The following is a 22,728-nucleotide window of genomic DNA, read 5'->3' as shown; positions in this document are numbered from 1 at the left end:
TGTTTATTTGATCAGTATCAGTTTGCCGTTGCGGGTGAGCTGCAGGCGGTAGATCTCGCCTTGATGCTCGATCAGCACTTCGCGGCCGTCGCCGAACAGCTGGCGGCTGTGCAGCAACGGCGGTGACGCGGGAGGAGCCGCTTTCACCGGGATGGTCTGAGGAGGATATGTGTTCATTTGCTAATGATAACTATTATCATTCTTATCGGCAAGGCGTGACTTATGTATTCTTCATGGATTGGATTTGCTGTTTAAAATGCCGATTGGCATGGGGCATGGGTGGCGCGCGCCGATAATATTCCGCGCCAGATGCGGGATTCCGTGGCGGTGATCCTGCCCGCGCTTGCAATGGGAGCATGCGCTTAGGCGGGGGCATCGTCTTTTATCGGTCTGTTTGCGATGGCGATGAAAGCCCGGCTGAGCGCGCGCCGCGCACTATCCTGAAACAGCGGGATTCAGACATAATCAAGCAGACGGCAAGTGAAAGAAAGCGGGTGAAACCGTCTCTCGATCTGGAGCGATCCAGTCGATGCCCGCGCGGGAAAACAAGGGGAACGAATATGTTGGCTATCATCGGCGGCAGCGGGTTGGCCCAGCTGCCGGTATTGGACGTCACGCATCGCCAGGTAGTGCGCACACCGTACGGCGATCCTTCCTGCGCGCTGACCTTCGGCAAATTGTCCGGTCAGAATGTGGTTTTCATCGCCCGCCACGGCTATGGCCATTCGCTGGCGCCGCATGAAATCAATTACCGGGCCAATCTCTGGGCGCTGCACAATCAGGGCGCCAAAGGCGTGATCGCCATCGGCACGGTTGGCGGCATTCGCCCGGACATGGCGCCGGGCCGCCTGGTGGTGCCCCACGACATCATCGATTACAGCTCGGGGCGCAAGCATACTTTCTTCGAAGGCCCGGAGCGTCCGGTGGTGCACGCCGAGTTCACCAGCCCCTATGACGCCGACCTGCGTCGCCGGCTGCGCGAGGCGATTCAGCGTTCCGGCATCAGCGGCGTGCATGACGGCGTTTATGCCTGCACCCAGGGGCCGAGGCTGGAGAGCGCGGCGGAAGTCCTCAAGCTGGAACGGGACGGCGCGGACATCGTCGGCATGACCGGCATGCCGGAGGCGGCGCTGGCGCGCGAGCTGGAGCTGCCTTACGCCCACTTGTGCCTGGTCAGCAACTGGGCGGCCGGCAAGGGCCACCAGCGCAAGGTTGAGTTCGACCCGGCCGTGGCCGCCAAGAGCGTGCAGGATATGATGAATACGCTGCAATCCCTTTTTTCCAACTGAGCTTAACGGCGATCGTGGGGCGGGCGTGTCAACCGCGGCTGTCCAGATGGCGTTTAGAAGCGGCACTCCGCTCCGCGAGGCCGCGGGGCGGCAGCAGGGCTGGCGGCGGCGCTTGCCCTCAAGCCCTGCGAGATTTGCGCCGATAGATAAATGGGAGCAGCCCGCGCAGTCGGGGCGGATTGCTGTAGGCAGGAAAACCAAATAACGGCGCTGCCTTCTCCCGACAGGGAGAGGGAATCGTGCAATCCATGCTTGTGCCTGGGAAGTCGTTGGGCGCGATAAGAGAGACGATGTATGAAAGCTGTGATTTTGGCCGGTGGTCTTGGCACGCGCATCAGCGAAGAGTCCCATCTTCGTCCCAAGCCGATGATAGAGATCGGCGGCAAGCCCATCATCTGGCATATCCTGAAGATCTACTCCGCGCATGGCATCAATGATTTCATCATCTGCCTGGGGTACAAGGGATATGTGATCAAAGAGTATTTCGCCAACTACTTCCTCCACACCTCAGACGTCACGCTGGATCTGAGCAACAACCAGATGTTCGTGCACGAGCGCCACGCCGAGCCGTGGCGGGTGACGCTGGTCGATACCGGCGAGAGCACGCAAACCGGCGGCCGGCTGGGCCGCGTGCGCAAGCATCTGGAAAACGAGCAGGATTTCTGCTTCACCTACGGCGACGGGGTCAGCGACATCGACATCACCGCCGCCATCGAATACCACCGCAGCCAGGGCGTGGAAGCCACCGTGACGGCCGTGCATCCGCCCGGCCGTTTCGGCGCGCTGGAGATCCGCAACGATAGGGTCGAGTTTTTCAAGGAAAAGCCGCGCGGCGACGGCGGCATGATCAACGGCGGCTTCTTCGTGCTGAAGCCGTCGGTGCTGGATCTGATAGACAACGACGATTGCGTGTGGGAGTCGGAGCCGCTGGAGACGCTGGCCAGCAAAGGCCAATTGGCCGCCTACGAGCATAATGGCTTCTGGCAGCCGATGGACACGCTGCGCGACAAGACCCAGCTCGAAGAGCTGTGGCTGAGCGGGGAAGCGCCGTGGAAACTGTGGTGAACCCGGCTTTCTGGCGCGGGCGGCGCGTTTTCCTGACTGGCCATACCGGCTTCAAGGGCAGTTGGCTCAGCCTGTGGCTCGCTTCCATGGGGGCCGAGGTGCATGGCTATTCGCTGGCGCCGGAGCAGTCGCCGGCTTTGTTCGACATCGCCAAGGTCGGCGGCCGGACCGCGACGGCGCTGGCCGATATCCGCGACGCGGCGGCGCTGGCCGACGCCGTCCGCTCCTGTCGACCCTCCATCGTGTTCCACCTTGCCGCCCAGCCTCTGGTGCGGCACAGCTACGCCGACCCGCTGGGCACCTTCTCCACCAATGTGATGGGCACCGCCAACCTGCTGGAAGCCGTGCGCGGCTGCCCGGGCGTCGAGGCGGTGGTGGCCGTCACCACCGACAAGTGCTACGAAAACCACGAATGGCCGTGGGCCTACCGCGAGAGCGACGCGCTGGGCGGCCACGATCCCTACAGCAGCAGCAAGGCCTGCGCCGAGCTGGCGTGCGCGGCGTATCGCCGCTCCTACCCCGGCATCGCCCCCATCGCCACCGCCCGCGCCGGCAATGTGATCGGCGGCGGCGACTGGTCGGCCAACCGCTTGGTGCCCGACCTGCTGCAGGCTTTCGCCGAGGGCCGCTCCCTCGCCATCCGCAGCCCCGAAGCCATCCGCCCCTGGCAGCACGTGCTGGAGTCGCTGGCTGGCTACCTGAGGCTGGCCGAGCGGCTGGCCGCGGGGCAGGAGGACGCCGCGTCGGCTTGGAATTTCGGCCCGGCCGACGACAGCAACCGCCCGGTGGCCTGGATCGCCGACACGCTGGCCCGCCAATGGGGCGGCGACGCCGGTTGGCATCGCGACGGCGGCGGCCATCCGCATGAGGCCCAGACTTTGAGGCTGGACAGCGCCAAAGCCCGCCAGCGGTTGGGATGGACTCCGCGCTGGAGCCTGGAGCAGGCCTTGTCCGCCACCCTGGACTGGCACCGCGCCTGGTTGCGCGGCGAGGACATGCAGGCCTTCACCTTAGAGCAGATCTCAGCCTATGCGCGCGGCTGAGCAGAGAGAGCAAGACATGACTGACACAAGCCGAGAGGCCATCCTCGCCCTGGTGCGTCAATACGCCGAAGCGCGTCTGGCCCAGGCCGATTTCATCCCCGGCCAGACCGCGGTGCCGCCGTCCGGCAAAGTGGTCGGCGCCGCCGAGGTGGCCAATATGGTGGACGCGGCGCTGGACGCCTGGCTGACCACCGGCCGTTTCAACGCTTCCTTCGAAACCCGGCTGGGCGAATTCATCGGCCTGCCGCATGTGCTGACCGTCAATTCCGGCTCGTCGGCCAATCTGGTGGCTTTCACCGCGCTGACTTCGCCCAAGCTGGGAGCGCGCGCGATCAAGCCGGGCGACGAAGTGATCACCGTGGCGGCGGGCTTCCCCACCACGGTCAATCCCATCATCCAGAATGGCGCGGTGCCGGTGTTCGTCGACGTGCAGCTGCCGACTTACAACATCGACGCCGATCTGCTGGAGGCCGCGCTGTCGCCGCGCACCAAGGCCATCATGATCGCCCACACGCTGGGCAACCCGTTCGATCTGGACAAGGTGGCCGCCTTCGCCCGCAAGCACGGCCTGTGGCTGGTGGAGGACTGCTGCGATGCGTTGGGCTCCACCTTCAACGGCCAGAAAGTCGGCACCTTCGGCGACATCGGCACGCTCAGCTTCTATCCGGCCCACCACATCACCATGGGCGAGGGCGGCGCGGTGTTCACCCGCGATCCGCAGCTGCGGCTGATCATGGAGTCGGTGCGCGACTGGGGCCGCGACTGCTACTGCGCGCCGGGCAAGGACAATACCTGCGGCAAGCGTTTTGGATGGCAATTAGGTCAATTGCCCTGTGGCTATGACCACAAGTACACCTATTCCCACATGGGGTACAACCTGAAGATCAGCGATATGCAGGCGGCCTGCGGCCTGGCCCAGCTGGACCGGCTGGAAGGCTTCATCGCCGCGCGCAAGCAGAACTTCGCCTACTTGAGCGAGCGGCTGCGAAGCTGCGCCGAATTCCTGGTGCTGCCGGAGGCGACGCCGGGCTCTGACCCGTCCTGGTTCGGTTTCCCGCTGACGCTGAAGCCGGAGGCGCAGGTCAGCCGCGTCGATCTGCTGCATTACCTGGACCAGCACCGGATCGGCACCCGGCTGCTGTTCGCCGGCAACCTGACCCGGCAGCCTTATATGCAGGGCCGGAACTACCGCTGCGCGACGCCGCTGCCGGTGACCGACCGCATCATGAACGACACCTTCTGGATCGGCCTCTATCCGGGCCTGAGCCGGGAAATGCTGGATTTCACCGTCGAGAAGCTGGAAACCTTCCTCGGCGCCAACTTCGACTAGGGAGAGGCCCATCATGAGCAAGCCGCTATTCATCTTCGAGATGGCCAACAACCACATGGGCAACGTCGAGCACGGCGTCGCGCTGATCCGCGCCATCCGCGAGTCCTGCCTGGGCTTTGATTTCGACTTCGGCTTCAAGCTGCAGTACCGCAACCTGGACACCTTCATCCATTCCAGCTTCAAGGGCCGCGACGACGTCAAATACGTCAAGCGCTTCGAGGAGACCCGGCTGCAGCCGGAGCAGATGCAGAAGCTGGTGGCGGAAATGAAGGCCAACGGCTTCAAGGCGATCTGCACGCCGTTCGACGAGGAGTCGGTGGATCTGATCGAAGAACACGGCATCGAGATCATCAAGATCGCCAGCTGCTCGTTCACCGACTGGCCGCTGTTGGAGCGCATCGCCCGCAGCGACAAGCCGGTGGTCGCCTCCACCGCCGGCGCGCGGCGCGAGGACATCGACAAGGTGGTCAGTTTCATGCTGCATCGCGGCAAGGACCTGACCATCATGCACTGCGTGGCCGAGTACCCGACGCCGGACGACCATCTGCACCTGTCGCGGATCAAGGCGCTGCGCCAGCAATACGCCGGCGTGCGCATCGGCTACTCCACCCATGAAGACCCGGACTTGATGGAGCCCATCATGCTGGCGGTCGCCCAGGGCGCGACGGTGTTCGAGAAGCATGTGGGCCTGCCGACCGACCAGTACGGCATCAACAATTACTCCGCGAATCCGGAGCAGGTCCGCCGCTGGCTGGCCGCCGCCGCGCGCGCGCTGGCGATGCTGGGCGACGGCGAGGACGACGCGGTGTCGGAAACCGAGCAGGCCAGCCTGCGTTCGCTGCGTCGTGGCGTGTTCGCCACCCGCCCGGTCGCGGCCGGCGAGGCGCTGACCGCCGACAACGTCACCTTCGCCTTCCCGCCGGTGGAAGGCCAGCTGACCGCCAACGAATGGTCCAAATATGTCCGCTACACCGCCAAGACGCCGATCGCGGCCGACGCGCCCATCATGGCCGCCGACATGGAGCCGGTGAACCTGCGCGACAAGGTGCAGAAGGCGGTGGAGGCGGTGAAGGCATTGTTCAAGCGCGGCAAGATCGTGGTGCCGGGCCGTTCCGAGCTGGAAATCTCCCACCATTACGGCATGGAGCATTTCCACGAATACGGCCTGACCATGGTGACCGTGGTCAACCGCGAGTACTGCAAGAAGCTGATCGTGATGCTGCCGGGCCAGACCCATCCGGAGCAGTACCACCACAAGAAGGAAGAGACCTTCATCGTGCTGTACGGCGAGATGACCATCTGGCTGGACGACGAGGAGCGCCAGGCTCAGGCCGGCGACGTCATCACCGTGCAGCGCGGCGTGCGCCACCGCTTCCATAGCCGCAACGGCGTGGTGTTCGAGGAAATTTCGTCCACCCATTATGTCGACGATTCCTACTATACCGACGAGCGGGTCAGCGCCAACAAGGACCGCAAGACCCGCCTGACCTACTGGATGTAAGCATGACAGCAAAGCTTGTCCGCCTGGCGGACTACGTGATGGATTTCCTGGCCGCGCGCGGCGTGCGCCATGTGTTCCTGCTGCCCGGCGGCGGCGCGATGCACCTGAACGACGCGCTGGCGCAGCAGCCCGATATCCGCGCGGTGCACTGCCACCACGAGCAGGCCTGCGGCATCGCCGCCGAAGCCTACGGCCGGCTGGCCGAGCGCACCGGCGTGGCCATGGTGACCACCGGCCCCGGTGCCACCAACATCCTGACGCCGGTGGCCGGCGCCTGGATCGAATCGTTGCCCATGTTGGTGATTTCCGGCCAGGTCAAGCGCGCCGACCTGCTGCAAGGCAGCGGCCTGCGCCAGAAGGGCGTGCAGGAAGTGGACGTGGTGTCCATGGCTCGCCCGGTGACCAAGTACGCCGTCACCGTCACCGATCCGCAATCGATACGCCAGCATCTGGAACAGGCGCTGCATCTGGCGCATAGCGGCCGTCCCGGCCCGGTGTGGCTGGATATTCCGCTGGACGTGCAGGCCGCGCCCATCGACCCGGCCAGCCTGCCCGGCTGGCTGCCGGAGGCGGAGGCCGCGCCGGTCAAGCAAGACTATGTCGCGGCTATCGCCGATCTGCTGAAGCAGGCCGAGCGGCCGTTGATCCTGGCCGGCCACGGCGTGCGCATCGCCGGCGGCGCCGACGCGCTGAGGCAGTTGAGCGAGAAGCTGCAAGTGCCGGTGGCTGCTACCTGGAACGCGATGGACCTGGTGCCGTGGGATAGCCCGCTGTGCGCCGGCCGCCCCGGCGTGGTGGCGTTGCGGCCCGGCAACTTCGCGGTGCAGAACTGCGATCTGTTGATCGCCATCGGCAGCCGGCTGGACAACATCATCACCGCCTACAACCCCAAGGGCTTCGCCCGCGCGGCGCGCAAGGTAGTGGTGGACGTGGACGCCGCCGAGATCGCCAAGCTGGACATGGAGATCGACCTGCCGCTGGCGATGGACGCCAAGGCCTGCCTGGAGGGCTTGTTGGCGGCCGGCGACAGCTTGCCCAAGGCCCGGTGGCAGCCGTGGCTGGACCGCTGCGCCGACTGGAAGCGCCGTTATCCGGTGCAGGACGGCGCGCCGTTCCCGTCTAGCGGCCAGATCAGCCATTATCATTTCGTCGACGCGCTGTCCGACGCCGCGCCGGAGAACACGCTGATCTCCACCGGCAGCTCCGGCCTCGCGGTCGAGGTGTTCTACACCGTGTTCCGCAACAAGCCGGGACAGCGCGTGTTTCTGACTTCGGGCCTGGGCTCGATGGGTTACGGCCTGCCGGCGGCGATAGGCGCCTGCCTAGGCAACGGCGGAAAGCCGATGATCGCGGTCGAGAGCGACGGCAGCCTGCAGCTGAACCTGCAGGAGCTGGCCACGCTGAAAGCGCTGCAGCTGCCTATCCGCCTGTTCATCATGAACAACAACGGCTACGCCTCCATCCGCAACACCCAGCGCAATTATTTCGACAGCCGCTACGTCGGCACCGGGCCGGAAGCCGGCGTGCTGATTCCGGACGCGCTGGAGTTGGCCGAGGCCTACGGCCTGCCGGCGGTGCGCATCGAGCGCGTCGAGGATCTGGCGGCGGGCCTCGCCAAGGTGATGGCCCATCCCGGCCCGATACTGTGCGATGTGCGGCTGAACGAGAACGAAACGCTGCAACCCAAGGCCGCGGCGCTGCCGCAGCCGGACGGCTCGATGCTGTCGATGCCGCTGGAGGACATGTCGCCGTTGCTGCCGCTGGAGACGCTGCGCGCGGAAATGCTGATCCCCTTGCTGCCGGCGTCGGAAGCCGCTAAGCGGGGCGTTTGAGCGATGGCCGCCGTCGACCACTGCCGCATCTGCGCGCAGCCGCTGTTTGCCGAGCCCTTGCTGGTCCAGCATGGCATGCCGGCCGCGGCCCAGGGCCTGCCGACCGCCGAACAACTGTCCGCCGACCGCGGCGTGGAACTGGCGCTGCGCCAATGCGGCGGCTGCGGCCTGGTTCAGCTGGACGCCGAGCCGGTGCCGTACTGGCGCGACGTGATCCGCGCCGCCGGCATCTCGCCGGAGATGCGCGCTTTCCGGCTTGAGCAGTTCGGCGGCTGGCTGGACCAATATGGCCTGATGGGGCGCAAGGTGCTGGAAGTCGGCTGCGGCCGCGGCGAGTACCTGTCGCTGCTGGCGGAAGCCGGCGCGGACGGCTATGGCGTCGAGCATTTGCCGGCGTCGGTGGACGCCTGCCATCAGGCCGGCCTGCGGGTGGAGCGAGGCTTTGTCGACGGCCCGGACACGCGGTTGGCGGCCGGCCCGTTCGACGGCTTCATGATTCTGAATTTCCTCGAGCACATCCCCGCCGCCCATCAGACGCTGCAAGGCATCGCCGCCAATCTGGCCGACGGCGCCGTCGGCATGGTGGAAGTGCCCAACTTCGACATGATCATCGAAAAGGGCTTGTTCGCCGAGTTCATCCCGGATCACCTGTTCTATTTCACCGAGCGCACGCTGGCCCGGTTGCTGGAGGCCAACGGTTTCGAGGTGCTGGAGTGCCGCGCTGAATGGCACGACTACGTGCTGTCCGCCATCGTCAGGAAACGCGCGCCGCTGGACCTATCCGCGCTGGCCGCCTGCCAGAGCGGGCTGTGCGCGTCGTTCGACGACTTCCTGGGCCGTTTCGAGCCCGGCAGAGTGGCGATCTGGGGCGCGGGCCACCAGGCGCTGGCGCTGATCAGCCTGATGGGCATCGCCGGACGCATACGCTATGTGTTGGATTCCGCGCCGTTCAAGCAGGGGCGCTATACGCCTGCCACCCATCTGCCCATCGTGCCGCCGGAGAGGCTAAACGACGGCGAGGTGGACGCGGTGATCGTGCTGGCGGCCAGCTATTCGGCCGAAGTGGCGCGGCTGATCCGGGAGCGGCACGGCCAGCGCTTCGCGGTGGCGGTGATGGGCGAGGGCGGTTTGTTGACGGAGCCGGACCGATGCTGAACCCAGAGGAAAAGGACGGCGAGGCTATCCGCCAGGCGATCGCCACCTTGAGCGAGGCGGTGGGATCGGCGCGCCATGGCCTGCCGGAGGAGGTGTTCCTGTTCGTCAGCAGCCTGACGCCGATGGTCAACGTCGATCTGCTGATCCGCGACGACGAGGGCCGGACTTTGCTGACCTGGCGGCACGACCGGTTCTATGGGCCGGGCTGGCATGTGCCCGGCGGCATTCTGCGCTTCAAGGAAAGCTCGGCGGCGCGGATCGCCGCCGTGGCTGCGCACGAACTGGGGGCGGAAGTGGATTTCGCGCCGAATCCCTTGTGCCGCCATGAGCTGGTGAACGCCAACCGCGATGTGCGCGGACACTTCATTTCGCTGCTGCACGCCTGCCGTTTGAAGTCGACGCCGGACCCTGCCCGGCGCTTTGATCCCGCGTCGCCCAGGCATGGCGACTGGGCCTGGCATGCGGGCTGTCCGGAGCCGTTGATTCCTGTCCATGAGGTGTACCGGGCGTTCATAAACGGAGATCCGGCGGCTCGGGGGTGCTCGTTGACTCAAGTTTCTGGTAAAAATACCGAAAAACCGTAGTGGAAATGCACAAACCAATAAACAGACAGAAGCGACATTCTGCAAAGCCTCTCTGACATACTGAAATAGCTGAAGGCATTTCGATGGACCCGCGCAAAGCGCAAGTCGAAATGATCTGGAGAAACACATGAATGCTCCGCTGGAAACCGCCAACCTGGCCCTGAGCCAGGCAGAGCAGACGAAACGCAATGATCTCGCTCAGCGCAAGCCGTATATCGCCGCCAAGCTGGCGCGCATCGCTGAAATGGAAGAGCGCGGAGAGATCAGCCCCATCATTCGGCTGGAAAAGAGCTATCTGTGCAACTTCAAGTGCACGCATTGCTCCGCCGAATACTATATGGACCGCCATCTGAAGAATGTGATCAAGGTGGTGGATACCCGCAGCAAGATGGAATTCGAGGACATCCGCAATCTGTCGCGCCAGGCGGACGAGCTGGGCCTTGCCCGCTTCGTGATCACCGGCGGCGAGCCGCTGGTGATGAAAGATCTGGACGACGTCGTCGCCGCCATCGATCCAGACAAGCATTACGTGATCGTCGACAGCAACGGCTGGTTCCTCGATCTGGAGCGCGCCAAGCACCTGAAGTCGATCGGAGTGGAAAAGATCCAGCTGTCGCTGGACAGCTTCGTCGAGAAGGACCATGACAACTTCCGCAACAAGCCCGGCTCGTACAAGCGGGTGATCCGCGCGGTGGACGCCTGTCTGGACGCCGGCCTCAACTTGATCTTGTCGACTGTGCTGGTCAAGGGCAGGGCCAAGAGCAAGGAATTCCGCCAGATGTGCGAATACGCGACCCAGCGCGGTTTCGGCCTCTATGTGTCTTACGCCAAGCCCACCGGCTCGTGCACCGAGCACCCGGAATTCGTCATCGACAAGGAAGACGCCGACATCCTTCGCCAGATGGAGAAGGAGTACAACGTTTTCACCCACATGACGCCTTCCTATGGCTCCCACAAGGGCTGCATCACGGTCAAGGGCATCATCACCGTCACCTCCACCATGGAAGTGACGCCGTGCCCGTACATCGATTTCTCCATCGGCAACCTGCGCGAAACGCCGCTGAAGGAAGTGCTGGCGCGCGGCATGCGCAACCCGTGGCTGGGGCCGCATCGCCCCGACTGCCTGATCGGCGAAGACCCCAAGTTCATCAAGATCCACACGGAAAAGACCGCGGGCGCCAAGTTCCTGCCGTTGCCGTGGGGACAGGGCTTCTCCGACGAAGACTCGCTGCACGACTGACGCCGGCACGCCCCACAGAACCACGGTAAAGGCTTTACCCGATGAACGCACCAGACATGATCCAAACCGGGCAGCGTTTCGATGCCCATGGCCGCTGCCTGCCGCATGAGGCGACCCAGGCCGCCTGCCATCGCCAGACCCGGCGTTATTTCCTGCCGGCCCAGCCGGCGCTCGACTACGCCGCCATCCATCAGCGCATCGTCGGCCAGTTGGGCGACGCCGGCGTGGATGCGGCCGAGTTCGAGCGCCGCGCGCGCGCCATCCTGGCCCGCCTGGCCGGCGACGACGCCGCCCGCGGCGTGTTGAACGGCCCGCACGCGCCCTTCCTGCTGCCCGCCGCCAGCCACGATGACATCGGCGCGGCGCTGGAGAGCCGCTATCTGCCGGCGGTGGAGCGGGCGTACGCCCAGGCGCTGCCGGATTACAGCTTCTCCAACCATCACAAGGCGGGTCTCGCGGGCAAGCTGACCCCGGCCGAAGGCTCGCGCCACCAGCGCCTGATCGAGGCGATGGCGAGCGGTCCGGTGGTCGGCGTCTACTTCCCCTGCCTGCTGGAGTATTCGATTCCGGCGGCGATCGAACAGATGGCCAGCCTGCCCGGGGATTTCCTGCTGGCCGGCGGCTACGATACCGCGGCGGCCTTCATCGGCTCGCCCGACCTGCTGCTGCGCAAGGACGGCTATCCGCCGCTGTTGTGGCTGGCGGGGCTGGACAGCGAGAAAGAGGGCATCGGCTATCATTTCGAGGCTTACGGCTACGACCTCACCTTCAACCGCCGCGTTCACCAGAACATGGCGGCCGAGTACTGGGCCGGCGGCCTGGTAGTCCTGGCCGAGTAGGCGGGCCGGATGGCAGCCGTCAGTCCGGCCGCCCGGCCGCGCCGCACGCTGAACGACGATCTGGACGCCATCCTCGCGCGCAAGCCCGAGGTGTGGGAAAACCTGCGCGGCGCGTCGCTGTTCATCAGCGGCGGCACCGGTTGGTTCGGCCGCTGGCTGCTGGAGGCCATCGTCCACGCCAATGCCCGGCTGAAGACCGATATCCGCGTGCTGGCGCTCAGCCGCGATCCGGACGCGTTCGCGCGGCAAGCGCCGCATCTGGCCGCGAACCCGGCTATCCGCTTCCATGTCGGCGACGTGCGCGACTTCGCGTTTCCCGCGCAGCGCTTCACCCACGTCCTTCACGCCGCCACCACCTCGGCCCATGAAACCTTCAATGGCGAAAGCCCGCTGAACAAGTTCGACACGCTGGTGTCCGGCACCCGGCGGGTGCTGGATTTCGCGGCGGAAGCCGGCGTCGAGCATTTCCTGTTCACCAGCTCCGGCGCCGCCTACGGTCCGTCGCCGCGTGGCCTGCCGCTGCGAGAGGATGATCCGGTCGCGCCGGACACGATGGATCCGAACACGGCGTTGGGCCAGGCCAAGCGCGCGGCGGAGTTCCTGTGCGCCGCCTACGCGCAGCGGCATGGCTGGAGTCTGAGCGTCGCGCGCTGTTTCGCCTTCGTCGGCCCCTTCATGCCGCTGGACATCCATTATGCGATCGGCAATTTCATCCGGTGCGCGTTGCGGGGAGAGCCTATCATCATCAATGGGGACGGCTCTCCGGCCCGCTCCTATTTGTATATGGGCGATCTGGCGGCATGGCTGATGACGCTGCTGCAGCGCAAGGGGGAGGCGGCGGTCTTCAATGTCGGATCGGATCGCATCGTCACCATCGCGGAGCTGGCGCATCTGGTGCGCGACCGTCTGAATCCGGGCATCGAGGTGCGGATCCTCGGCCGGCCGGACGCCAGCGTCGGCAACCCGGTGCGCAGCCTGTATGTGCCGGACATCGACCGGGCCCGGATGGAATTGGGCCTTGAGGCATGGACATCGCTGGATGACGCCATCCGATTTTCGGCGGATGCGTTTCTACAAGCATGACCCCGTGAGTCCGGCGGCTTTTTCCGGCTAGCGTTCTGGAGCCAGGCGGCCGCGGCGGGGCTCGGCGCAAGGAATACACGAAAGCAAGAAAATATGCAGATCGAGAAAAAATTCTACAACGAGAAGCACCGGCCTTATTACATCTGCGCGCCAGGCTATACGCGGACTTCCAACGGCGTCCGCGCCATGCACCTGCTGTGCCATTACTTGAACAAGCTGGGCGAGGAGGCGTATGTCTTTTCGCCGGAGACCAATCCCAAGCTCAGGACGCCCTACCTGACCCCCGACATCGTCGAGCGCCACAAGACGACCAAACTGTCTCCCATCGTGGTCTATCCCGAGGTGGTGCACGGCAACCCGCTCAACGCCAGCGCGGTGGTGCGCTACATCCTCAACCATCCCGGCTTGCTGGGCGGCCCCAAGGATTACCCGTCGTCGGACATGCTGGTTTTCTGGCATCAGGACTATGTCGATTTTGCCAAGTACTCCGATCCGTCCTACGTTTTCATCCCCTCCATCGATACCGGCATCTTCAATAACGACGACAACCATCACGATGCCGATCGACACCTGACGCTGGTTTATCCCGGCCGCTACAAGAATGCGGAGCGGGAATTCCCCGAGCTGTTCAAAGACTCCACCGTCATCACCTACGACTGGCCGCAAAGCCATGAGGAGCTGGCGGCGCTGCTGAGGCAGGGCAAGGTGGTGTATACCTTCGCCAACTCCGCGATCATTTCCGAGGCGCTGCTGTGCGGTTGCCCGGTGGTGATCAAGGAGACGGTGTATTCCAAGAAGCCGGAGGAGCGCGCCGGCGTGGCCCTGGGCCTGGCCTTGCCGGGGGTGACCTTCGAGGATACGCCGGAAGCCATTGCCGCTGCGCACGCCAAGACGCTGGAATACCAGCAGGTCTATCACCAATACCAGCTCGACCTGCTGAATCAGCTCGAAATCTTCATCGACAGATCGCAGAAGCTGCCGCAAAGCGCGATGAACGAGGTGGTGTGCCCTTCGTTCCAGGCGGCCGCGGCGCCGAGCGCGGAAGAGGCGAGCTACGATGCCTGGATCGCCAGGCATGCGTTGAAGCCTGCCGCCGCCCAACTGCACGCGGAGCGGATGGTCCACAGCTGGGGCGGCCAGCCGCACTTCATCATCCTGATGCCGGTGACGTCGGATCGCTGGCCGGACGCGATCAAGTCGATCAACTCGCTGAACCAGCAGCTGTACAAGCATTGGCAGTTGATTTTCGTCGCGGATTTCGACGAACCCAGCGCGGTGTTCCAGTATTCCGACGTATTGGGCTGGCTGCGCATTGACAATGCGCGCGACGCCAACCAGCTGACCCAGGCGTACGCGGCGGTGCTGGGCGCGCTGCCGTGCGACTGGATAGGCATCCTGCCGGTAGGGGCGGTGCTGGAGCCTCAGGCTCTGTTGTCGCTGGGCGACCATGCCGCCTTGTATCCGGAGTGGCAGGCGATCTACAGCGACAGCGATGTCATCGCTGCCGACGGCAAGCGCAGCCAGCCGGCGTTCAAGCCTGACTTCAATCTGGATCTGCTGCGCGGCTTCGACTATGTCGGCCCTGGCGTCTGGCTCCGGAGCGAGGCGCTGCAGGATGTCGGCGCCTTCGCCGAGTCTCCCGGCGCGGATGGCTACGATGCCCTGCTGCGGGTGCATGATCGTTATGGCGCGGCGGTCATCGGCCATATTGCTGACATGCTGCTGCATGCGCCGGCGGCGTCCGCGTCCGAGCCCGCCGAGATGGCTGCGCTGGAGCGCGCGCTGGCGGCCCATCTGGCGCGCCAGGGGCTCGACGCCGGCATTCAGCCGGGCCCGATTCCCGGCACGCGCCGCATCCGCTATGCGGCGCCGGAGCAGGCCAAGCTTTCCATCGTCGCGGCGGATGCCGGCGACGGCTTTCTTCTTGGCCCCTGCGTCGAGGCGCTGCTGGCCGGCCTGAATGGTGTCCCATGCGAGATCCTCGCCGTGGCGCCCGCGGCGGATCTGCCGGATTCCGCCAGGCTGTTGCCCTGCGATCCGTCGCTGAGCCTGGCCGCGCGCTACCAGTTGGGCGCGGCGGCGGCGAGCGGCGATTACCTGCTGTTCCTGGACAGCCGGGTGGAGATCGCGCAACCGGGCGCGATCGCGGCGCTGCTTGGCCTAGCGGCGCGGCCCGAAGTCGGCGCGGTCGCGCCGCGGCTGTTGCGGCCGAACGGCGCGGAAATCTGGCGTGGCCCGCTGTTGCTGGGGGCGGAGGACGGCGCGGCCACGGTGTTCGATGGCGCCGCCGAGTCGGGAGCGGGCCATCTGAACCGGCAGGCGGTGGAGCACAATCCGGGCGGCCTGCTGCTGGATTGCTTGATGATAGGCCGGTCGTTCTACCTGCAGATCGGCGGCATCGACGCCTCGCTGCCGGATGTTTTCAACGCGGCCGTCGATCTGGGGCTCAAAGTCCGGGCGGCGGGCAAGTGGCTGGTGTGGACGCCTTTCGTTTCCGCGGGCCGGCAGGCGGATGTCGACGCGTCGGCGCCCGCCGTGTGCGACGCGGATGCCATTTCCCGGCGCTGGCAAGGCTGGCTGGCACAGGATTCTTCCCATAATCGCCACCTGGCCCTGATCGGCGGGCAGGCTTTTCAGCTGGATAACGTGTTTTCCCCGGAGTGGGACGCCGACTTCCATGAGCGGACGCGAGTGCTGGCGCTGCCGGGAGAGTCGCAGGCCGGCGCGAGGCGTCTCTGCGCGCCGTTGGGACGTCTGGAGGAGGACAACCAGTGCCTGGCGACGCGGCTTCCCGCCGCGCAGCGCATGCCGGGGCCAGGGGAGATGGAGAGGCTGGCGCCGGATGTGCTGTTGCAGACCGTGCGCTTCGATCCGGCTTTCCTGGCGTGGCAGCGCCGGCAGAGGCGGAGCCGGCCCGGCATGCTGTCGATTCTGGCGCTGGATGGCCTGGATTGCGGGCCAGACATGACGGTCCGCTATGGCCTGGCCCATCTGCGGGCGCTGGCGGCAGAGGTGGACAGGATCATCGTACCCACCGAGTCGTTGCGCGAGATGGTCGGCGTCTTCGCCCAGGACGTGCGTCTGGTGCCGGATGGGTTGGACGAGGCGCGTTGGGACAATCTGCAGTCGTTGCGCCGCATCGGCAAGAAGCCCAGGGTCGGCTGGACCGGAACCCATGGCGAAGCCGCGGATCTGCTGCTGCTCAGCGGCCTCATCCTGGCGACGGCCGGGGAGATCGACTGGGTCGTATTGGGCGACTGCCCCGATGTGCTCAAGTCTTGCCTGGCGGAACACCATTCGTTTGATCTGTCCGGCGACGATTATCCGGCCAAGCTGGCCAGCCTGAGCCTGGACTTGGCGGTGCTGCCCAAGACCGCGGTGCTGGTCAATGAGGTGGCCAGCCCCTTGCGTCTGCTCGAGTACGGCGCGCTCGGCATACCGGTGATCTGCAGCGCGGTGGGTGAATGGAGCCGCACGCAGGCGCCGGTGGTTAAGGTGGAGAATGACACCGCGTGCTGGGGCCGCGCGCTGCGCGAATTGGCGGGCGATCCAGAGGCGTCGGCCAGGGCGGGAGACGAATTGCGGGCCTGGGTGCGGGAAAATGGCCTGCTGGGTCGATATTTGTCCTCATGGCAGCAGGCCATCGGCCGATAAAGCGTTATGCGGCATCGTTCCATCCCGCTCAGCGCGGGCAAGTGGATGACGGTGCGATGGTTCGGATAGATGAGGCGGGGCCCGCGAGATGGGGGCCCGCGGCCGGTTTTCGTGAAATCGTTAGCGTTGCAGATGAATGGCGGATCCGGCGCAGGGTGCCAGGACCAGACCGTTGATCGGGGAGGGTGGGATGAAGAAACTGCTGTTTGTCGTGCCCATGCACATTTCCTGGGACTCGTTTACCAAACCCGAGTACTACAATGTGCAGCTGGCCAAAGGCGATGGGAAGGTTTACAACATTCCCCGCACCGATTTGCCCTTGGGACCGCTGTCCATCTCCGCGTACTTGAAGAAATTCCTGTCGCTGGACGTGAAGCTGATCGATTTCAACGCCGAGGTGAACGCGCTCGACGCGGTGCCCTTCGATTGTTTCGAGGCCTTGTGCCGGCACTTTTTCCAGCAGATCAAGGATTTCGAGCCCGATTTCGTCGGCATCTCCTCGCTGTTCAGCCCGTCCTTTCCCAATTTCATGGATTGCGGCCGGGTGGCGAAGGAGGTCTGGCCGGACAGCATCGTGGTCGGAGGCGGCAACATCCCCACCAACAGCTACGAGCAGATCTACCGCGACATGGGCTGCACCTTCTTCGACGGCCTGTGTTTCGGCGAGGGCGAGAAGCCGATGTTGCATTTGCTGGAGTCGGACGATCCGCGCGGCTTCCTGGCCAACTCGGATACCTGGATCACCCGGGGCAAGGTGATGGGCGAGGAGCTGTTCGCGCCCAAGCACGACTTCATCGACGATCTGGATGAAATCCCGTTCTTCGATTACGACCTGTGCGATATCGACAAGCACGAGATCAATCAGGTGGTGGCGTCCTATCACAATCTGGACAAGACCCGCGGCTTCCACGTGATGACCTCGCGCGGCTGCCCCTTCCTGTGCACCTTCTGCGCCTCGCACCGCACCCATGGCCGCTCGATGCGCTACCACTCGCTGGCGCGCGTGCAGGAGGACTTCACCCGTCTGGTGGAGAAGTACGACGCGGCGACGGTCATCTTCCAGGACGACCACCTGATGGCCGATTCGGACCGGGTGTACAAGATCCTGGAGATCGTGAAATCGCTGAAGCTGCATTCGGTGTACCAGAATGGCCTGACGCTGTATGCGCTGGACCGTCCGATGCTGGAGGCCTTCTGGGACGCCGGCGTCCGCCACCTGGTGCTGCCGGTGGAGAGCGGCAGCGAGAAGGTGCTGAAGAAACAGATGAGAAAGCCCTTGAAGATGAAGATTTCCGAGAGGGTGGCCAGGGACTGCCGCGACCTCGGAATCTACACCAACACCAATATCCTGATCGGCATGCCGGGCGAGACCAAGGAAGACCTGGAGGAGGCGCGGCATAATCTGCGCGAGATCGCCTCCAACTGGTTCAACATCGCTTGCGCCAGCCCCATCGTCGGCAGCGAGATCCACGACATCTCAAAGGAAAAGGGTTACATCAAGATCAACGATCTGGGCTCCGACTACCGGACGGCGGTCATCAATACCGAAGACTTCAGCGCCGAGTTCATTCAGGAATACCAGTACTTCATGAACCTGGATCTCAACTTCGTCCACAACTACGACATCCGCTGCGGCAATTACGCCTGGGCCGAGCGCGGGCTGAAGAACGTATTGCGGCTGAAGAGCGATCATGCGCTCGCGCACTATTATCTGGCGAAGTGCTACCGCGAGTGGGGACGGGCGGATGAGGCCGAGCTCCACTACGCCAGCTATCTGGAGTCGATCAAGAATCCGTTCTGGGGGCGCTGGGCCTGGATCTTCGGCCTGGAAGGCATCAATCCGGCCGATTGGTCGGAGGAGCATTACGGCCTGTTGGCGGAAGTCCTGGTCTCTCCGGCCATGGCCGACGTCGACGACGCCCAGATCATCGCGGCTTCCGCTTGAGCCATCCCGGTCTGCTGACCGGGCCCATGGAGCGAAACTGCTGGAAATGAGCGGTTTCGCTCCATGTTTTGCCTTATGGTCCGCAAGGAGGGATGGCCGCTCCCAGTGGCTGACGGCGCGGTCCGGCCGCGATCTGTTATGCTGTTTGGAGTGGCCGGATTCATCCATTTCCTAGCGAGCCTCAGTCATGAAATCACAGGAAAATAACGTGGAACAACAACCCCGCAAGCCGCGCATTGGCGTTCTGACCCGAGACCTGCAGGACGCAGCCTGCTTCAAGCTGCGGCTGGGCGATCCGCTCCGCCTGATGTCGCCGGTGCTGGATGCCTATCTTTTCCGCAATCAAGTCGAGTACAGCTTCGAGGGTGATTATCCATTCAAGGATGATCAGGATTTTGTGGACTCGATGGACATGTTTATCGTCCAGCGGCTGTTCCCCTACCCGGAATTTCGGCCGGTGCTGGAGATGATCGTAGAGTCCGGGAAGCCCTTGGTCTACGAAACGGACGACTGGCTGCTGGACACGCCCGAGCAGCACGTGATGTACAGCTTGTGCCAGCCGGCGTTCGACGGCATTGAATGGCTGTTGCCCAAGTGCTCGCTGGTGACCGTGTCGACCGAGGCGCTGGTCGAGAAGGTGAAGCCCTACAACGACAAGATTTTCGTCTTCCAGAATTGCCTGGCGTCGGAACGCCTGGTGGAGCCGATGCCGCACAGCGGCCAGATCACTATCGGCTTCGCCGGCACCAGCACCCACGGCAAGGACGTGGAAATGGTGTCCGCTGCGTTGAAGCGGATTTATCACGAGTACGCCGGCCAGGTGAAATTCGTGTTCTGGGGCGATGTGCCCCCGGACTTCGTCGGCATCAAGGATGTGCGCAAGGTGGCGGAATTCGTCACTTACAACGAATACCTGGCGGAGCTGGCCAAGCTCAAGATCGATATCGGCATCGCCCCGCTGGTGCGCAGCGAGTTCAACGACTTCAAATCCGACATCAAGTGGCTGGAGTACGCGGTGGTCGGCGCGGCGGCGGTCGTGTCCGAGGTCCCGCCGTATGCGGATCTGAAGGACAGCGGCCTGGCGGTGGTGGCGGAGAATACCGAAGACGGGTGGGTGACCGGGGTCAGCAAGCTGATCGACGACCCGGAGTTGCGCGTCCGCCAGGCGGAGGCCGCCCGCCGCCATGTGCTGGACAAGCGCTTGCTGGAACAGCGGGTCGGCGATCTGCTGGCCCAGTACGCCGAATTGTTGCCGGATGGCCTCAAAGTCCAGATGCCGGCCCAGTTCGGCCATATCATCCAATACGATCTGGGCGAAAACGACATCGACGGTTCGAAGGCCTACCGGCGCTTGGTGAAGCGCCGCCAACTGCGGGAAGTGCACGCGGAGCAGCTTGCCGAGCGCATGATGCTGGCCTGGAAGCAGGTGCCGATGTTCAACCTGATCGTTCTGGCGCCTGGCAACCGCCTGGCGCGGCTGTCGGAAACGTTCTCCGCGATGGAGGACGTGTTGTACCGCAACTGGCGGTTGATCGTGATTTCCGATACGCCGGAACCCGACCCGATCTTCAGCAGCAACCCCCAGCTCGCCTGGTTGCAGCTGGATAGCCTGGAGAATGACCAGCAGGTGGCGGATGTCATCAACAGCGTGATCGCCGACGTGCCGTCAGACTGGGTGATGCTGCTGCCGGCCGGCGCGCGCCTGCAGCCCAACGCGCTCGCGCGCCTGGGCGAGGAAATTCACGTCCATCCGGAATACGGCGCCATTTACTGCGACCATGACGTGGTCTCGCCGATGGGCAGGCGCTTCCGTCCGGCTTTCCTGCCGGACTTCTCGCCCGATTACCTGCGCTCCATGGACTACACCAGCTACGCGGTGGCGTTCAACCGGGAAGTCCTGGCCAAGCTCGGCGGCATGCAAGCCTATCCGCGCGCGCATTGCTACGATGCGCTGCTGCGCGTGTACGAGCGCTGGGACCGCGGCGCGATCGGCCATGTCGACGACGTGCTGGTATCCCTGCCCTGGGTGGACCCCAAGAGCGACCGCCTGGGCAACGCCTCCCGGCGGGTGGCGCTTGAGAGCCATATCAATCGCTGCGGCTTGCCGGCGTCGGTGGATGAGGGGCTGGTACCGGGCACCTTCTATTACCAGTACCAGTTGCTGGCCTCGCCGCTGGTGTCGGTGATCATCCCGAGCAAGGACAAGCTGGAATGCCTGGAGCCCTGCCTGGCCGGCTTGTTCGGCACCACGGCGTACCAGAATTTCGAAGTGCTGATCGTCGACAACGGCTCGGAAGACCAGGAAACCTTCGAGTTCTATGACCGAATCCAGGCTAGCCATCCGGGCCGTATCCGCATCCTGGCCTACGATGCGCCGTTCAACTTCTCCGCCCAGTGCAATCTCGGCGCGCGCGAGGCGCGCGGCGAATACCTGCTGCTGCTGAACAATGACACCGAAGTGGTGTTTCCGCATTGGTTGGAGCGCTTGCTGGCGACCGCGCAGCAGCCGGGCGTCGGCGCGGTGGGCGCGCGTCTGTTGTATCCGGAGATCGGCCGCGTGCAGCATGCCGGCATCGTGCTGGGCATGCCCGGCGGGATGTATTCGGTGGCCGACCATATCTTCGAAGACATGGATTACCTGTTCCCGGGCTACCTGAACCGCAGCCTGACCATGCAGAACTATTCCGCCGTCACCGCCGCCTGCCTGCTGGTGGAGAAGCAGATCTACGAGCTGGTGGGCGGAATGGACGAGGAGAAGCTGCAGGTCTGCTTTAACGATGTCGATTTCTGCCTGAAGGTCCAGGCGGCCGGTCTTCGCAACGTCTACAACCCGTTCGTGGTGCTGTACCACCACCACGCCAAGAGCATAGGCCGCGTCACCACCGATCCGCGCCCCGCCCTGAAGGCGGCGGTGCGCGAGCGCGAGGAGATGGAGGTGATGCTGGCGCGCTGGCTGCCGGTGCTGGCGAACGATCCCGGCTTCAACCGCCACCTGTCGCTGCGCAACAAACGCGGCTTGATCGAATCTGACCGCATCGTCGCCTGGGACGCGAAGCTGCCGGGCCGCAAGCGGGTGCTGGGCGTGCCGGTGCCGGGCGGCAGCGGCGAATACCGTTTGAGCCAGCCGCTGTCGGTGCTGCAGGAAAAAGGCAAGCTGGATGGCGAGATCCACCAGCCGTCCGCAGGTATTCCCACCGTAGTGGAACTGGCCCGCCAGGCGCCGAATACGGTATTGCTGCATACCGGCATCAGCGATTATCTCTATGAGACGATGGATGCCTACCGCAAGTACATCCCGGATCTGCGCATCGTGTTCGGCCTGGACGACCTGGTGGGCGGCGTGCCGGAAAAGAGCAGCCTGTACGACCATTGGTCCCGCCACTATCCCGACGCGAAGCAGCGCCTTCGCCGGGTATTGAAGTTGTGCGACGCGGCGGTGGTGTCCACCCAGCCGCTGGCCGATTTCATCCAGAATATGGTGGGCGAAGTGGCGATCGCGCCGAACCGGCTGCGCAGAAGCGTGTGGGGCGAGCTGAAATCCGAGCGCCGCGCCGGCAAGAAGCCCAGGGTGGGCTGGGTGGGCGCCGGCCAGCACCGCGGCGACCTGGAACTGATCCACGAAGTGATCCTCGCCACTTACAAGGAAGTGGACTGGGTGTTCATGGGCATGTGCCTGCCGCAGTTCCGCCCCTATGTGGTCGAGATGCACCATGCGGTGCCCTTCGCCGACTATGCCGCGAAAGTGGCCAGCCTGAATCTGGATCTGGCGGTGGCGCCGCTGGAGCTCAATCCTTTCAACGAGGCGAAGAGCAATCTCCGGCTCTTGGAGTACGGCGTGCTGGGCTGGCCGGTGGTGTGCACCGATATTTATCCGTATCAGACCAATGACGCGCCGGTATGCCGCGTGCCCAATCGGGCGGACGTCTGGATCGAGGCCATCCGCGCGCGGGTGCATGATCTGGACGCGCTGGCGAAGGAAGGCGATGCGCTGAAGGCCTGGTTTGATAAAGACTACTGGCTGGAGGACCATTACGAGGAATGGTTCCGGGTGCTGCATGGTTAGGTCAAGCCGCTGTCTATTCAATGGCCCTTCGGGGCCATTTTCTTTTCCAATTTCCATCTTTAATGGAATTGTTTGGTAATAATACCATTTTCATAAGCATTTCCC

15 protein-coding genes are annotated in these 22,728 nt (G+C 64.3%); 14 read left to right on the top strand and 1 reads right to left on the bottom strand.

Annotated elements, in window-relative coordinates:
- Positions 1–3: 3 nt before the first annotated feature.
- On the bottom strand, positions 4–177 hold the full coding sequence (gene hemP, locus VA599_RS04600) for a hemin uptake protein HemP (protein ID WP_046158369.1): 174 nt from the start codon (positions 175–177) through the stop codon (positions 4–6).
- A gap of 383 nt (positions 178–560) precedes the next feature.
- Here hemP and VA599_RS04595 point away from each other — a divergent pair, with 383 nt between their 5' ends.
- The 14 genes from VA599_RS04595 to VA599_RS04530 all read left to right on the top strand — a co-directional run bounded on the left by VA599_RS04595 (position 561) and on the right by VA599_RS04530 (position 22,623).
- Positions 561–1,289 carry an S-methyl-5'-thioinosine phosphorylase gene (locus tag VA599_RS04595; RefSeq protein WP_021475169.1) on the top strand — a complete coding sequence of 243 codons (729 nt, stop codon included), beginning with the start codon at positions 561–563 and terminating at the stop codon, positions 1,287–1,289.
- Between the two features lie 294 nt (positions 1,290–1,583).
- A complete protein-coding gene (gene rfbF / locus VA599_RS04590) occupies positions 1,584–2,354 on the top strand; it encodes a glucose-1-phosphate cytidylyltransferase (RefSeq protein ID WP_031295372.1) in 771 nt (256 codons plus the stop codon).
- Complete coding sequence (gene rfbG, locus VA599_RS04585) at positions 2,339–3,397, top strand: CDP-glucose 4,6-dehydratase (protein WP_346787781.1); 1,059 nt, start codon at positions 2,339–2,341, stop codon at positions 3,395–3,397. Before rfbF ends, rfbG begins: the two co-directional genes overlap by 16 nt.
- Positions 3,398–3,413: 16 nt before the next feature.
- Entirely contained in the window at positions 3,414–4,727 is a 1,314-nt protein-coding gene (rfbH, locus tag VA599_RS04580; protein ID WP_346787780.1) for a lipopolysaccharide biosynthesis protein RfbH, read from the top strand.
- Between the two features lie 13 nt (positions 4,728–4,740).
- Positions 4,741–6,228: an N-acetylneuraminate synthase family protein gene (locus VA599_RS04575; protein WP_346787779.1), complete on the top strand. Its 1,488-nt coding sequence runs from the start codon at positions 4,741–4,743 to the stop codon at positions 6,226–6,228.
- Positions 6,229–6,230: 2 nt separating this feature from the next.
- Complete coding sequence (locus VA599_RS04570) at positions 6,231–8,060, top strand: thiamine pyrophosphate-binding protein (RefSeq protein WP_346787778.1); 1,830 nt, start codon at positions 6,231–6,233, stop codon at positions 8,058–8,060.
- A gap of 3 nt (positions 8,061–8,063) precedes the next feature.
- A complete protein-coding gene (locus tag VA599_RS04565; RefSeq protein WP_346787777.1) occupies positions 8,064–9,215 on the top strand; it encodes a class I SAM-dependent methyltransferase in 1,152 nt (383 codons plus the stop codon).
- A complete protein-coding gene (locus VA599_RS04560) occupies positions 9,209–9,799 on the top strand; it encodes an NUDIX domain-containing protein (RefSeq protein WP_021475162.1) in 591 nt (196 codons plus the stop codon). The genes VA599_RS04565 and VA599_RS04560 overlap by 7 nt, the downstream gene beginning before the upstream one ends.
- 127 nt (positions 9,800–9,926) lie before the next feature.
- Positions 9,927–11,039: a radical SAM/SPASM domain-containing protein gene (locus tag VA599_RS04555; protein WP_021475161.1), complete on the top strand. Its 1,113-nt coding sequence runs from the start codon at positions 9,927–9,929 to the stop codon at positions 11,037–11,039.
- A 41-nt stretch (positions 11,040–11,080) separates the two neighbouring features.
- Entirely contained in the window at positions 11,081–11,878 is a 798-nt protein-coding gene (locus tag VA599_RS04550; protein WP_081665743.1) for a hypothetical protein, read from the top strand.
- 9 nt (positions 11,879–11,887) lie between these two features.
- Positions 11,888–12,961, top strand: coding sequence for an NAD-dependent epimerase/dehydratase family protein (locus VA599_RS04545; protein WP_346787776.1), 1,074 nt, complete (start codon positions 11,888–11,890; stop codon positions 12,959–12,961).
- Between the two features lie 93 nt (positions 12,962–13,054).
- Positions 13,055–16,615: a glycosyltransferase gene (locus tag VA599_RS04540; protein WP_346787775.1), complete on the top strand. Its 3,561-nt coding sequence runs from the start codon at positions 13,055–13,057 to the stop codon at positions 16,613–16,615.
- Between the two features lie 190 nt (positions 16,616–16,805).
- Positions 16,806–18,560: a B12-binding domain-containing radical SAM protein gene (locus tag VA599_RS04535; protein WP_346787774.1), complete on the top strand. Its 1,755-nt coding sequence runs from the start codon at positions 16,806–16,808 to the stop codon at positions 18,558–18,560.
- A 208-nt stretch (positions 18,561–18,768) separates the two neighbouring features.
- On the top strand, positions 18,769–22,623 hold the full coding sequence (locus tag VA599_RS04530; RefSeq protein ID WP_346787773.1) for a glycosyltransferase: 3,855 nt from the start codon (positions 18,769–18,771) through the stop codon (positions 22,621–22,623).
- Positions 22,624–22,728: the final 105 nt, after the last annotated feature.

This window comes from Chromobacterium indicum, assembly GCF_039708975.1.
GTDB classification, from domain to species: Bacteria; Pseudomonadota; Gammaproteobacteria; order Burkholderiales; family Chromobacteriaceae; genus Chromobacterium; species Chromobacterium piscinae.
This window is presented reverse-complemented; position numbering and strand designations above follow the sequence as displayed.